This is a genomic window from Ekhidna sp. (assembly GCF_965221965.1).
In the GTDB taxonomy this organism is placed as follows: Bacteria; Bacteroidota; Bacteroidia; order Cytophagales; family Cyclobacteriaceae; genus Ekhidna.
Genome location: NZ_OZ244926.1, coordinates 2,682,498 through 2,696,644, shown reverse-complemented (window position 1 = coordinate 2,696,644; position 14,147 = coordinate 2,682,498). Strand labels below are relative to the sequence as shown.

Genomic DNA, 14,147 nt, shown 5'->3' with positions numbered 1-14,147 from the left:
ATCGTTTTATGGACTCATCCCGCAAAATTCTGATAATTACTTATTACTGGCCGCCGAGTGGAGGTGTGGGTGTTCAACGCTGGATGAATTTTGCTCTTCAGCTTAAAAACAGGGGGTGGGAGCCATGGGTGCTGACACCAGAAAATCCACAGTTTGAGATTAAGGATGAGAAACTGCTTGAAAAGGTAAAAGACATTCCGGTAGTGAAAATTCCAATATGGGAGCCCTTTAACCTTTTTCACAAACTCACCCGGAATAAGGATCGAAAGAATGTGCAACAAGGGTTGGTGCTAGAGAAATCGAAGAGGTCCTTTAAGGATAATTTGATGATTTGGGTTCGTGGGAATTTGCTTATTCCGGATCCACGCGTTTTTTGGGTAAAGCCTGCTGCAAAACGGGCAATTGAGCTGATTGAGAAAGAGGGGATTGATACGATCATTACGACCGGACCCCCTCACAGCATGCATCTGATTGGAAAACGTGTGAAGAAAAAAACAGGGGTAAAATGGCTGGCGGACTTTCGGGACCCATGGAGCAAGTGGGATGTGCTAGAAAAGCTCAAGACATCTTCGATTGCACTTGATGTTCACCAGAGACTGGAGAGGTCAGTGCTTAAAAATGCAGATTGTGCCATGACCGTCAGCTCCAGGTTGGCAGACGCTCTTGGGGGGATAGAGGTGATTCATAATGGGATCACTGTCAGAAATAAATCCGATATCAACCCAAATTCGGCTCATTTCACCATTGGCTACTTTGGTCTTTTAAATGAGCTAAGAAATCCAAGACAGCTGTGGCAGCTACTGGACCAGATGTGTCGTGAAAGTCAGGTTTTTGCGAACAAGCTGCGGATCAGAATAGGGGGAATTGTATCCGAGTCAATAAAAGATGAGATCTGCGAGCTAAAGGAATTGAATGGTAAGGTGGAGTTTTTAGACTACCTGCCTCACGAGACCATGCAAGACGAGTACAGAAAGTGCGATATACTGCTGCTTTTGCTCAACAAGTCCACTAATTCAGAATGGATTCTTCCTGTGAAGTTTTTTGAATACCTGGCCGCCGAACGCATGATTTTGGGAATGGGTGAGCGAAAAAGTGATTTAGGTGATTTGATGAATACGAAAGATGTGGGTGAAATTCTCGCTTATTCTGAAATTGATTCAATCAGGGGATTTATAGAAGATATATTTGAAAATGAAAGAAGGCCAAATGGCGAAGATACTGCTTCACTTTTGAATCAGTTTTCACATGAAAGGCTTGTCGACAAACTAGAGGAATTGATAAAGAGATAATGAATAAAATTCGCGTTGGGTTAATTGGGTGCGGACGCATCGCTCAGAGACATGCCGGCCATATCAAAAGGCTTGGGGAGCTGGTGGCTGTTTGTGATGTGAATGAAGAAAAAGCAAAATTACTCGGGGAAGAATATGATGTGCCGTGGTTTACTTCAGCAGAGGAGCTTCTAAAAATCAAAGAGATGGATGTGGCGGCAGTTTGCTCACCGAACGGACTTCATGCTGAACATACCATTGCCGCTTTAAATGCCGGGTTTCACGTGCTTTGTGAAAAGCCGATGGCGCTCAATTCAGCCGATTGCGAGGAAATGATCAAAACAGCTGAGCGATGCAATAGAAGGTTATTTATTGTAAAACAAAATCGATTTAATCCGGCGATTGAAGCAGTAAAAGAAAAAATTGACGCAGGTGCTTTCGGAGAGATTTACTCCATTCAGCTCAACTGCTTTTGGAACCGAAACTTTGCTTACTATCAGAACTCCGATTGGAAAGGAACGAAAAAACTGGATGGGGGGACGCTTTTTACGCAGTTCAGCCACTTCATCGATTTGCTCTATTGGATGATTGGAGACGTGGAGGAAGCATCAGCGCTCATTCACAATTATGCACATCAGGATGTGATAGAGTTTGAAGATACAGGAGTTGTTTCATTGAAGTTTAAGAATGGGGTATTAGGAACGGTGAACTACACGGTAAATGCTTATGCAAAGAATATGGAAGGCTCAATCACCATATTTGGAGAAAAGGGCACGGTGAAGGTAGGCGGACAATATCTCAATAAGCTGGAATACCAGTCATTCGAGGGTGAAGAAATTGGTGAGCTGAAAGAAGGAAACCCTGCAAATGAGTATGGTGAGTATCAGGGAAGTATGAGTAATCATGATCGGGTGTATGAAAACCTGATAGACGTTCTTCAGAAAGGTGGCAGTATTGCTACAAATGGCTTGGAAGGACTGAAAACCGTTGAGATCATCGAAAAGATTTATAAGTCTGCCAATGGCTGATTCTTTCATAGTTGGAGATGCAGGAGGAACCGGCACGCAGTGGCGAGTGGTGAAGGATGGAGATATTCAACAATTTGAGACCATTGGGTTTAATGCATACACACATAACTTGGAAGATCTTAAAACCAGCATCACACAGACTTTTGGTGAAGAAGTCGAACCAAATATTCCCATTTATTTTTATGCAGCAGGAGTTGACACAAAGCAACAGGCGGAAGATGTGCGTAGCGAGTTTGCTGAAATTTTTGGGAGCAACATACATATCGAAAACGATCTGGTAGGAGTAGCCCGATCACTCTGCGGTAGAGAAGAAGGAAACGTATGTATCCTTGGAACGGGATCCAATGCATGCTATTACAATGGACAGCAGGTAAACAAAGTCAGTGCTTCTTTGGGATATGTGCTGGGCGATGAAGGAAGTGGTGCTTATCTGGGTAAAAAATTAATGATGGGGATTTTTAGAGAACAGTTCTCAAAAGAAATAATCACGCAGTTTCAGGAGAAGTATAGCCTAACGTCGCATGAGGTGATACAACGAATCTATCACGAACCTCGTCCCAATCATTTTTTGGCGTCTTTTGGTACATTCATTTATGAAAACAGGAACCATCCGGAAATTCATCAGCTAATAACACGTGCTTTCAATGATTTCTTTGATGCCTTCTTTCATAAATCTGAGCATAAGGAGAAACCTTTTCATTTTTCAGGATCAATCGCTTATTACTTTTCAGATACATTGCGTCAGATTGGGACGGAAAGGAAATTTCTAATCAAAAACATAGTCCAGTCACCGATAGCAGGTTTAGTTTTATATCATCAGCAGTATGACTAAGAAACCGATCACCGAATCAGATTCCAATTATGACCATTTAGAAAAAATGGTTGTGGGTGATTTGCTAGCTAATATTAATCGGGAGGATCAGACTGTCGCTCAGGTAGTAAAGGGGTGTATACCTCAAATCGAAAAACTAGTGCTTGAAATTGTTCCGCGAATGAAAAAAGGCGGACGGCTATTTTACATTGGTGCAGGAACCAGTGGTAGATTAGGCATTGTAGATGCCTCGGAATGCCCGCCCACGTTTGGGGTTTCGCATGATCTGGTGATTGGCATCATTGCAGGTGGTGATGGAGCGATTAGGAAAGCAGTGGAATTTGCAGAAGACGATACTCATCAGGGATGGAAGGACCTTGAATCACATGGAATCAGCCAAAAGGATACAGTAATAGGGGTAGCGGCATCCGGCAGGACTCCCTATGTCATTGGTGCGGTTAAATCTGCACAGGAAAATGGGTGTTTGACAGGGTGCATCACCTGTAATGAGGACACTGCTCTTGCCAGAGCCTCTGAATATCCGATTGAGGCAATCGTAGGCCCGGAGTTTGTCACAGGAAGCACCCGTATGAAAGCGGGCACTGCTCAAAAGCTCATTCTCAATATGATATCTACTTCCGTCATGATCCAGCTGGGTCATGTCTCAGGAAATAAAATGGTGGATATGCAGCTGAGTAATGAGAAATTGGTAGAACGGGGCATTCAGATGCTGGTGGATAAATTGAATATAACTTTCGAAGAGGCTGAAACTCTTATCAAAAAGCATGGATCTGTACGAGCTGCACTAGCAGCATATCAATTCTAATACAGCCATCAATTCACTTTTAGTTGGCTGTAAATTTCATTAACTTAAAATCTGAGTTTTTATAAAACGCAAAATTTTCTTTGTTAACTATTTATTAATAGTTCGATGGAAAATTTAAACGTAAAAAAATACCTATCTGCACGATAGATTCTACTTTTGTAAGGCTTTATTAAACCAAAAAAGAAAAACAGAAAGCATGAAAAAAATTTTACTAACTGTAACGCTTGCAGTGAGCACCCTTCTCCTCTTTGGACAGGGCTCTACAACGTCTGCCATGAATGGTAGAATAACAGATCAAAGCGGAGAACCGCTTATTGGAGCAACTGTACTAGCAGTTTACACCCCTACGGGTGCTGAATACGGAAACGTAACAGATGTAGATGGTTATTATCGAATTCCAAACATGAAAGTAGGGGGTCCTTACACGATCACTATTTCATATGTAGGGTTTGAAACTAAGACTCAGGAAAATATTTACCTTGATTTGGGTCAGTCATACAAGCTATCAACTACACTATCGGAATCTGCTGAAGCTCTGAGTGAAGTAGTTGTTACAGCAAGCTCAGGATTGATTGATGGAAACAGAACGGGAGCCGAGACAAAAGTATCAACCAGAGAGATCAACTCATTACCGAACGCAAGTAGAGGAATACAGGATTTTACTCGATTGACGCCTCAGGCAAGTATTACCTCTGGAGGAGGACTCAGTATTGCCGGAAGTAATAATAGATACAACTCAATTTTTATTGACGGAGCTTCCAGTAATGATGTATTTGGTCTTGCAGGAAATGGTCAGAATGGTGGTCAAATCGGCAACTACCCTTTGGTAAGTATGGATGCACTTGATCAAATCAGTGTTGCAGTAGCGCCATATGATGTTACATTGAGTGGTTTTGCAGGAGGTGGAATTAGTGCAGTAACCAGAAGTGGCACGAATGAATATGAAGGCTCAATTTATTACTTCGTAAGAAATCAGGATCTGGCAGGAAAAACTCCAAAGTTTATTTCTGATCCGGCAGATATAGAGAGAGAGAGGCTTGCTGAATTTTCTGCTAAGACATACGGGTTCAGAGCTGGTGGACCTATTATCAAGGATAAATTATTTTTCTTCATAAATGGTGAAATTCAGAGAGAAGAGACTCCTCAGCCATTTGATTTTGCAAGCTATACAGGATCAGCAACTCAAGCTGACGTAGACAATCTAATTTCTACTTTGAATGGACTTGGATACAACCCTGGGTCTTATGAAAATGTGGTTCAAGAACTTCAGGCTGAGAGATTTTTGATCAAGCTTGATTATAACCTTAGTAGAGAGCATAAAATTTCATTAAGACATAGTTATAATAAAGGTGAGAATTTTTCCCCGAGTGGCTCTTTTACCACAGGAATTCGATTTGCTAATTCTGGTGTATTCTTCCCAAATACGACCAATGCAACTACGCTTGAAGTTGCATCAAACTTTGAGAACAAATCAAATAAGTTAATTATTGGATTTACTTCTGTGGTAGACGACCGTGACCCACTTGGGTCACCGTTCCCGTACATTGATATTAGTGAGGGAAACGTAGAGGTAGGAAGTGAGCAGTTTTCAACAGCAAACTTGTTGGAGCAGAAGATTTTAACTTTTACAGACAACTTTAGTCTTTACAAAGGAAGACACACCATTACAATCGGGACGCACAATGAGTACTATGATATGAACAATGTATTCATTCGTCAGAACTTCGGATCTTATAGATACGATAACATAGCTGACTTCATAGCTGATGTTAATGGTGGAACTGATCTAGCGACACAGTATGATCGAAGTTATTCACTAATAGACAATACAACAGGGGATAACACTGAGGCTGCTGCAGCTTTCAAAGCTTTGCAAATTGGACTTTATGTGCAGGACGAATTTCAGGTAACTGAAAAATTGAAGTTGACAGGTGGTCTTCGAATTGATATACCAATGTTTTTGGATGATCCAGTGGAGGACACCTACTTTAATAACACAACTATTGGATTGATTGAAGCAGCAGGTTATGACTTAAAGGGAGCCAGAGCAGGGCAGGCGCCAGACGCACAAGTTCTGTTCTCTCCAAGGGTTGGATTTAATTATGACGTAAAAGGTGATCAATCAACTCAATTAAGAGGTGGAATTGGTGTATTCACTAGTAGAATCCCTTACGTATGGCCAGGTGCGATGTACAACAATAATGGTTTGACCGTAGGAGGTACTCGACAATTTTCAGGAATAGATTTCAGAGCCGATCCTTTTAATCAATACACAGTTGGTGATTTTGGTGGTACTGATGCTATCCCACAGGGTCAAATGGATTTGTTTGCCTCTGACTTCAAGTACCCTCAGGTTTTAAGAACAAGTATCGCTGTGGATCAAAAATTACCATGGTGGGGATTGATTGGAACTGTGGAAGCAATCTACACAAAGAATATTAATGCGATTTTCTATGAAAACCTGAACGTGGCACCAGCTACTGAAACGCTGGAAGGAACACCTGATAACCGTCCTGTCTTCAACAATCCTGATATTGACAATACTTACACGGCTATTTATCTTGGTTCAAATACAAGTGAAGGTTATAGCTATAACTTATCAGCAAGTATTACCAAGCCATTTGATAATGGACTAACGGCTAACGTGGCGTATAGCTTTGGTAGAGCGGAAGCGATTTTTGAAGGTACTTCATCACAAAACTCATCTCAATGGAGAGGTGTTTATTCTCTTAATGGACGAAACAACGCTACACTAGGTAGATCTGATTTTGATGTTGCTTCAAGAGTACTTGCATCTGTCTCTTACAAAAAGGAGTACTTAAACAACTTTGCGACAACCATTTCATTATTCTATAATGGACAAAGTGGTTCTCCTTTCTCATATACATATAACGAGGACGTAACAGGGGAAGACTCGAGAGAAAGAGCATTGATATATGTGCCAGAATCACAATCAGAAATTGTTTTTGCTGATGCGGGAACAGCTAATGCTCAGTGGGCTGCATTGGATGCATATATTTCTAATGATGATTACCTAAGTGAAAGAAGAGGTCAGTATGCTGAGAAAAATATGGCAAGACTTCCTTTCTCCAGTATTCTTGATTTTAGGTTACTTCAGGATTTCTACATTGAGATGTCTAATGGAAAAAGAAATACCATCCAACTTTCATTTGATATCTTCAACGTAGGTAACCTGATTAACCCGGATTGGGGTAGAAGATACTTCACACCAGATGGTGACGGAACTTCAGTACAACTTCTATCATTTGAAGGATATCAAACAGGAACCAACATTCCTACCTATTCTTTTGATACAAGTGTTCAGGATAAAGAGGATTTACTGGGTAAAGATGATACCGGCCTTATCAGTTCCAGATGGCAAATGCAATTTGGAGTACGATATATTTTTGGAAACTAATAATCAACCAACCTAAACTTAAAACCCTGACCATTTGGTCGGGGTTTTTTGTTTCTACACATCAAATCTACCTTTGCGTCAATGCATACCATTACTCCTTATGAGCGTTGGAATCAATACTACAATTCCAGCTACGATGATCGCTCCCCTTTTTCGGGGAAGGAGTATAACTATGATCTCTATTCAGAGAATATTTATGGCTATTATATTGACCCGGCCTGGGATTTTTTTGGTTCTGAGACCCTCTATATCAAAATCCTTTTTGTGGATTATGATCGAGGGTTTGCCGTCATCGAAATGATCGGTGAATGGAATGATGCACTCAACAATGACATCATGCAACTCAAGCGAAACATCATCGAGCACATGGTCTCATTTGGGATCAATAAGTTTGCGCTGGTGGGAGAAAACATCATGAATTTCCACGGCAGTGATGACTGCTACTATGAAGAATGGTTTGAAGATGTAGAAGACGGATGGATTGCAGGAATCAATTTTCAGGAGTTTGTGATTGATGAGATGAAGAATTTTAATATTGATAATTACATCAATATGTCAGGAAGTCTGCAGATAGAAAAATGGAGAACCCTGCCACCGCTTCGCTTTTTTGAGTTAGTCAATGGCTTGATATCCCGAAGGCTGGCAATTTAGTTCACCGTTTGTTCATCGAGCTGCTTTAAAGCAGTGGGAAGGTCAATACTATTCATCCGAGCAATTACTTCTTCGCTGAGTTTCAGGAAATCTTCAGCTACTGCACTTTGCTCAGTAAAAGAATAGAGTGATTCGTGTTGTTCATTCGCTTCACTGACCCGAATAGACTCCCGAATGCGTTGATCCAGGATGAGTCTTCCAAGTTCTTGCTCTGCTTCACGCACAATTTTTTGATGGAATAAAGTATGCTTTCTATACAGATTGAAGAAGATCCCTAAAATATTGAGAGGCTTATCTTTCTCTACTTCATTGAGGTATCCAAGTAGTTTTTTGAATCCCGCTACAGAAAATGAACCGGGGGTTGCCGGAATGAGGATTCCATCAATGTTAGCGATAAAAGATTTGACCGTAACACCAAAATGGGTAGGAAAATCCAAAAGAATGATGTCGTATTGATGTCTAATAGCAGCCAGGAGTTTATAAAACAGGATATGACCAAATGAAATGAATTGGGTATTGGATTCCATTTCCGCCATATTATAATCACCGGGAATTAAATGAAGGTAAGGGTGAATTTCAATCGGTTCGATTTTCGGTTGCTCATTGTGAAGGATTTTTTTGGTTAGCGTAAAAAGTGTAGTGGCTTGGTTGCTTTGCCCGATGAGTGCCTGACTAAGGTTGGATTGAGGATCACAATCAATAACTAAAACTTTAAAAGCACGAGACCAGGAGTGAGCCAAACTCAATGTGGTGCTGGTTTTACCAACTCCTCCTTTGAAGTTATATACCGCTATTGTTTGGGACATATTGTGTCTAGCCATTTTTCCATCCAGCAGCGGTGATTTTAGGAAATGTTAAAATAGTAAAATTTTATCTTATTAAGATACTATTTAGCTATTTTCTCTGGTTCCATTGGTTTTACCTCAGCCACTTCAGAAATCAGGTATTTTCTCTTCGTGTTGACCTGTTGACAGACCGATCGAGTTCGCTTCTTTTCTAATTTGATAAATGGTTTGTTATTAAAAATGAAAACTTGACCAACTTGAATACTCTTTAGCATTATCAGGTCTGAAGGAGCATCAAATTGCTTTAGAATTTGATAAAGAACAGGATCTGAGCAGCTGGATGCCTTTGGGTTTTTGAAATATTTGTTCAGTGCTTGCAATACGCTGGAATGAAAAACATCTTCTTTAAGCATTGGTGTAGCGATTTGCTTAAAACATTCTTTCCATTCTTTTCCATGTGGCTGAATCCTTCTTCCATATTGCTTGAAAGCCATCAGGTGTGCAACTTCATGCAGATATGTTACCAGGAATGCAAAAGGGTTCAGGTCATTATTGACAGTGATGGTATGTTTTTCAGACTGAGGATTGAATCTATAGTCTCCTAATTTGGTCTGCCTGGCTTTCTTGATTTTAAATTCAAAACCCATGTGTTCATAGAGCTTTACGCAGTATACGACGGCATTGGGAGGTACAAATTTCTGAAAAACCTCAATAGAAGTCATTTGAATATTGGTTTTGTGTCTTTAAAACTTAAAATAATCCAAAATGATTTTCCATTCATCGAACAATAATAGTTACTGACTAATATTTATATAATTTTATATACCGTTATTGTAGTACCACAACACCAAACTATGAAACAGAAGCTATTGCTTTCTTTAGTGATATCTTGTGCCAACTTTTTAGCACTAGGCCAATGTCCAAGCTATAATATCACAAATATCCAGTCAGGCACTTGCGTTGAGCCAGCAGGAGATATAGAACTTTTTGGTGCTGGCAATATTACTTTAACCGTCAATGGAGACCTCACAATTAATGGAAATCTTACAATAAGAGAGGATTTAATTGTAAATGGTGTGCTGACAGTAACAGGTGATATTATTGCAAGGAGTGGCTCTCTAACTATTGGTAATGGCGGAACAGTTGATGTTGGTGATGACTTTAGACCCCAAAATAATTTTACTTCGTTCTTCGATATAATAATTCAGGATGGTGGGTTTTTACAAGTAGCTGATGATTTTGATGCTGCAAATCTATCGGGGCTTGATATTCAGAATGGCGGAACAGTTGATGTAGGCGGAGATTTCACAACAGGTGCAGGAAGTGTAACCAATATCGATGGCAGTATGAATGTTGATGGAAATTTCACAAATGAATCATTCATTGTGGATGCTCTACTTGAAGGAGATGGAAATCTTACCGTTGGAGGCACATATACAAATAATGGGGATGATTCCGGGTTTACGGGAGATCTGAATGGTGCTCCGCTCCCCGTTGAATTGGTCTATTTTAAAGGATTGGTTGAAGGAAACAGCGTGAAATTGGAGTGGCTCACATCGGCTGAGATAAATAATGAAGGTTTTGAAATACAGAAAAGCGCAGATGGAGAGAATTTCAAAGTAATTGGATTTGTAGGTGGTCATGGCAATAGTAATCAAGAACACCTCTACACCTTCACGGATAATAATCCATACAGTGGGTCTTCTTTTTATCGGTTCCGACAAGTGGATTTTGATGGACAGTTTGAATACAGTCCGATTGTTTTGCTCAACACCGATGGACAAATAGGAGGTGATTTAGAAGTATTTCCTAATCCGACTAATGGCCCCATACGCATTCAGGGAGTAGTAACCGATATTCAGCTTTTTGATCCAATGGGCAGGTCCGTTTTGAGACTATCAAATACAACTAACGCTGAGGCAGAACAGTTAATATCCCAACAATTGGAAGGATCAGCGGTAGGTACTTACACATTGCATGCGATGGCAGGAAATGAGACTTATCGGGTCCGAATAGTCAAGAAGTAGATCTATTTCTTTCTGAATACCATTTTAATCGGCACTCCTCTGAAATCGAAGTGTTCTCGCATCCTATTTGTAAGGTAGCGCTGATACGGTTCTTTTATATACTGCGGGAAATTGCAGAAGTAAGCAAATGTCGGAGTTTGTGTCGGTAGCTGGGTAATGTACTTGATCTTGATGTAATGTCCTCTTACTGCTGGAGGTGGGTAGTTTTCAATTTCTTTTCCCATCAGCTCATTCAGCTTTGAAGTTGTGATTCTTCTGGATCGGTTTTCGTAAACCCTCAATGCCAATTCCAGCGTTTGCATAATGCGTTGCTTTGTCAATACGGAGGTGAAAATAATGGGGATATAACTCAATGGGCCGAGTTTCTCCTCCAGGAATTTCCGATAATTATCGGCTGTCTTTGAGTCTTTTTCCTGCAAATCCCATTTGTTTACCATCAATACGATCCCTTTCTTGTACTTATGAGCCAACCCAATAATATTCATATCCTGAGATTCCAGACCTGTTTCTGCATCAATCATTACAATACACACGTCAGAATCCTGGATGGCTTGAACTGCCCTTAAAACTGAATAGAACTCAATATTTTCTTTTACGCGTGACTTCTTTCGAATACCTGCCGTATCAGTCAGGATAAAATCCTTTCCAAATAAATTATATCGGGTGTTTGTGGCGTCTCTGGTAGTTCCTGCGATATCGGTTACAATACTCCGTTCTTTACCAATGAGTGCATTGATGAATGAAGATTTGCCAACGTTGGGTCTTCCAACAATCGCAATGTGAGGAACCTCTTCTTTTTCAATATCCCCGTCATCAAATCCTTTAACCACCTCATCCAACAGGTCACCGGTCCCTGCACCGCTGGCAGCTGCTATAGCAAAAAGAGGAGCGTTTAGTCCAAGTGAATAAAACTCATTGGATGCCAGTAGCTTTTCCTGATTGTCGGCTTTGTTGGCTACCAGATATATTGGTTTGTCAATCTCCCGAATCACATTCGCAAAATCCTGGTCTAGTCCATGCATTCCCGTATCACAATCAACCATGAACAGTATAGCTGTTGCTTCTTCCAGTGCCTCTTTCACCTGAGATCGGATAGCTCCTTCAAATATGTCATCTGAGCCTTCAACATACCCTCCTGTATCTATAACGGTAAACTTCTTCCCGTTCCACTCTCCATAGCCATAATGACGATCACGGGTCACACCCGATTCATTGTCCATAATGGCCTGTTTTTTTTCTATCAGCCGATTGAAAAGGGTGGATTTACCCACATTGGGTCTGCCTACAATTGCGAGAACATTGGCCATCTGTACTTTTTCTAATTAACCTGCGAAATTAAAGCAAACAGCAGCCAAACCCTTACTTTTTAGATTTCAAGTATTCTATGAGATACTTAGTTAATGTTTAATTGTCAATTCCCTCATCAATCTTCAAAGAGTCCATCTGAAGTGAATCCATAGGTAATGCATTCATCCGTACCGAGTCAATTCGTAATGAATCTAACACTCTCAGGGAATCAAGGCGTGCCAGTGAATCCAGTCTTCTTTGACGAGCGAGTTCCTCTAGTCGTGCTATTTCTTTCAGTCTCTCAATCTCTTCTTGTGCAATCTGAATGGCTTTGTCTAGCACTTCATCTTTATCCGCGCGAATACCGGCAATGGTAGGTTTAACGTTCACATCCGGAACAATACCTACTCGCTGAGTCTCACTGCCGTCTGGGTAATAGACACCAATTGCGGACATGGAAGTGTGTAGTCGCGCCAGAATGGCAAACTTGGAAACATTACCGAGTGTGCCGGCCGTTTGGCTGCCAACGACGGTCACATTTGGTGCTGTTTGAAGGCTCATGCAGGTAAACTCTGCATTGCTTTGGGTATTCTCATCAACCAGCAAAACCACATTTCCCTTAAAGTAGTCTTCATTTTCTTCCCCGCATGTTCGTTCTCCATCCCAAATAAATTTTCCCGGGTAGCTTAGATCCGGTCGGGTAAATTTTGCAAAAACCGTATCAGATGGATTTAAGTATTTGGCAAGGGCGCGATAGGAAACTCTGGGATTTGATCTGAGGTCAAAAATGATAAACTGCTGATTTATTAACTCACTCATCATTTGATCCACATCTCCATTTGTTACTTTCCCTAAATCAGCATAACCAATTGAATCATCGACAATGGACCATTTTTCGGCGGAATTGTTGGACTGATAGCTGAGATCAGAATATTTGTAGAGATTAAGTGTGGCAGTCCTAACCGATCCATTTCGTTCGATTTCTACATGAGGAGGTTCTTTCATACCCATGAAAAGGGTATGGTAGATATTCCGATTTTTTACTGCCTCATTCGATCCCCAGATATACTTTCTGTTGGCTTCATGCATACTCACTGCGGAGCGACCATTGATATTTTTTAAGACATCACCGACCTTTAGATCACTCATCTGTGCTTTTGAACGATCAATTATTTCGGTCACTACCACCTGGTTCTCAATCAAATCAATTCTGGCAGGCAGAAAATTATTGTAAGGCATTTCATCGAGTTCGGAAGTCACCAATCCTGCATGGCTATCGTCTATTTTCACAATTAATTCCAGCATGGCCAGGTGGAAGCCGAGCTCCGTATCTGCATTCAGAAATTTCGGGATCATTTCTTTGAGTACGTCATCCCAGTCCTGATCAGTCAGGTACTTGTGAGGGTAGAAGTATTCGATGTAGTTCCAATACCTGAATAGTGGCAGTAATCGCTGGTTAGGGTCTTTCCATATAAAGTCAAAGTCAGGACCTTCGTTTTTTGGTTCAAACTGCTGTGCATCTCCCTGACTGATGTAGAAGTGATTGCCTTGAAACCGATTATTCTCTATGTTTTTGAATGTCTTCCGAAACTCATCAGAGAAGCGCCTGTCCTGCGTCCAGGAAAGATCAAAGTTTTTTAAAAAATGTTGGTCGCTGTTAGAGTTATTGCAGCTTCTGCAAGGAGGTAGCTGGCCCATGTAATAGACCCATTTAGCTATGTAATTTGAAAACTCTGCATGAGTTTTATACTTCGCCGTTTTCTCAATCATATTTTGTAGCTTCTCATCCCAGTTATATGAGCCTTTGGCAACTAGTGGGTGATAGTATTTTAGAAATCCCCATATTTTAGCGACATAGAAAAGGCGATCAACATCCTGCAGTTGGTCTTGGCTATCACCGGACTTTATCGGGACAAAAGAAGTGTTGATAGAGAAGCAAAAAGCTATCAGAAGGAGTACAAGTGGTCGCATGAGCATATAAGTTGATTAGCAACCAAACTTACTCAACTTTCACCATCCTTTTATTGCAACAGGCTTAATGCCTAC

Annotated in this window: 11 protein-coding genes; 7 read left to right on the top strand and 4 right to left on the bottom strand. The window is 40.8% G+C overall.

The features are described from left to right. The first annotated feature begins 8 nt into the window (after window positions 1-8). The 6 genes from ACOQON_RS12680 to ACOQON_RS12655 all read left to right on the top strand — a co-directional run bounded on the left by ACOQON_RS12680 (window position 9) and on the right by ACOQON_RS12655 (window position 8,002). Complete coding sequence (locus ACOQON_RS12680; protein WP_420575789.1) at window positions 9-1,289, top strand: glycosyltransferase family 4 protein; 1,281 nt, start codon at window positions 9-11, stop codon at window positions 1,287-1,289. Further along, complete coding sequence (locus ACOQON_RS12675) at window positions 1,289-2,296, top strand: Gfo/Idh/MocA family protein (protein WP_420575788.1); 1,008 nt, start codon at window positions 1,289-1,291, stop codon at window positions 2,294-2,296. The genes ACOQON_RS12680 and ACOQON_RS12675 overlap by 1 nt, the downstream gene beginning before the upstream one ends. After that, a complete protein-coding gene (locus ACOQON_RS12670; protein ID WP_420575787.1) occupies window positions 2,289-3,128 on the top strand; it encodes a hypothetical protein in 840 nt (279 codons plus the stop codon). Before ACOQON_RS12675 ends, ACOQON_RS12670 begins: the two co-directional genes overlap by 8 nt. Next, a complete protein-coding gene (murQ, locus tag ACOQON_RS12665; RefSeq protein ID WP_420575786.1) occupies window positions 3,121-3,933 on the top strand; it encodes an N-acetylmuramic acid 6-phosphate etherase in 813 nt (270 codons plus the stop codon). The genes ACOQON_RS12670 and murQ overlap by 8 nt, the downstream gene beginning before the upstream one ends. 196 nt (window positions 3,934-4,129) lie before the next feature. Continuing rightward, window positions 4,130-7,351, top strand: a complete 3,222-nt coding sequence (locus tag ACOQON_RS12660; protein WP_420575785.1) for a TonB-dependent receptor — start codon at window positions 4,130-4,132, stop codon at window positions 7,349-7,351. An 81-nt stretch (window positions 7,352-7,432) separates the two neighbouring features. Then, on the top strand, window positions 7,433-8,002 hold the full coding sequence (locus ACOQON_RS12655; protein WP_420575784.1) for a hypothetical protein: 570 nt from the start codon (window positions 7,433-7,435) through the stop codon (window positions 8,000-8,002). Here ACOQON_RS12655 and ACOQON_RS12650 read toward each other — a convergent pair. Next, entirely contained in the window at window positions 7,999-8,808 is an 810-nt protein-coding gene (locus ACOQON_RS12650; RefSeq protein ID WP_420575783.1) for a ParA family protein, read from the bottom strand. The two genes, ACOQON_RS12655 and ACOQON_RS12650, sit on opposite strands and share 4 nt — an antisense overlap. Window positions 8,809-8,888: 80 nt before the next feature. Next, on the bottom strand, window positions 8,889-9,509 hold the full coding sequence (locus ACOQON_RS12645; protein WP_420575782.1) for a SprT-like domain-containing protein: 621 nt from the start codon (window positions 9,507-9,509) through the stop codon (window positions 8,889-8,891). A 132-nt stretch (window positions 9,510-9,641) separates the two neighbouring features. Here ACOQON_RS12645 and ACOQON_RS12640 point away from each other — a divergent pair, with 132 nt between their 5' ends. Further along, a complete protein-coding gene (locus ACOQON_RS12640; RefSeq protein WP_420575781.1) occupies window positions 9,642-10,814 on the top strand; it encodes a T9SS type A sorting domain-containing protein in 1,173 nt (390 codons plus the stop codon). Window positions 10,815-10,816: 2 nt separating this feature from the next. On the opposite strand, the gene der is transcribed toward ACOQON_RS12640, so the two are convergent. Then, window positions 10,817-12,121, bottom strand: a complete 1,305-nt coding sequence (gene der, locus ACOQON_RS12635; RefSeq protein ID WP_420575780.1) for a ribosome biogenesis GTPase Der — start codon at window positions 12,119-12,121, stop codon at window positions 10,817-10,819. Between the two features lie 97 nt (window positions 12,122-12,218). Continuing rightward, window positions 12,219-14,072 carry a S41 family peptidase gene (locus tag ACOQON_RS12630; RefSeq protein ID WP_420575779.1) on the bottom strand — a complete coding sequence of 618 codons (1,854 nt, stop codon included), beginning with the start codon at window positions 14,070-14,072 and terminating at the stop codon, window positions 12,219-12,221. Window positions 14,073-14,147 lie beyond the last annotated feature (75 nt).

Excerpts from the sequence above, each read along its gene's own strand:
- ACOQON_RS12660 (WP_420575785.1), top strand. The coding sequence starts at position 4,130 with ATGAAAAAAATTTTACTAACTGTAACGCTTGCAGTGAGCACCCTTCTC.
- ACOQON_RS12670 (WP_420575787.1), top strand. The coding sequence starts at position 2,289 with ATGGCTGATTCTTTCATAGTTGGAGATGCAGGAGGAACCGGCACGCAG.
- ACOQON_RS12680 (WP_420575789.1), top strand. The coding sequence starts at position 9 with ATGGACTCATCCCGCAAAATTCTGATAATTACTTATTACTGGCCGCCG.
- ACOQON_RS12630 (WP_420575779.1), bottom strand. The coding sequence starts at position 14,072 with ATGCGACCACTTGTACTCCTTCTGATAGCTTTTTGCTTCTCTATCAAC.
- ACOQON_RS12640 (WP_420575781.1), top strand. The coding sequence starts at position 9,642 with ATGAAACAGAAGCTATTGCTTTCTTTAGTGATATCTTGTGCCAACTTT.
- murQ (WP_420575786.1), top strand. The coding sequence starts at position 3,121 with ATGACTAAGAAACCGATCACCGAATCAGATTCCAATTATGACCATTTA.
- der (WP_420575780.1), bottom strand. The coding sequence starts at position 12,121 with ATGGCCAATGTTCTCGCAATTGTAGGCAGACCCAATGTGGGTAAATCC.
- ACOQON_RS12645 (WP_420575782.1), bottom strand. The coding sequence starts at position 9,509 with ATGACTTCTATTGAGGTTTTTCAGAAATTTGTACCTCCCAATGCCGTC.
- ACOQON_RS12655 (WP_420575784.1), top strand. The coding sequence starts at position 7,433 with ATGCATACCATTACTCCTTATGAGCGTTGGAATCAATACTACAATTCC.
- ACOQON_RS12675 (WP_420575788.1), top strand. The coding sequence starts at position 1,289 with ATGAATAAAATTCGCGTTGGGTTAATTGGGTGCGGACGCATCGCTCAG.
- ACOQON_RS12650 (WP_420575783.1), bottom strand. The coding sequence starts at position 8,808 with ATGTCCCAAACAATAGCGGTATATAACTTCAAAGGAGGAGTTGGTAAA.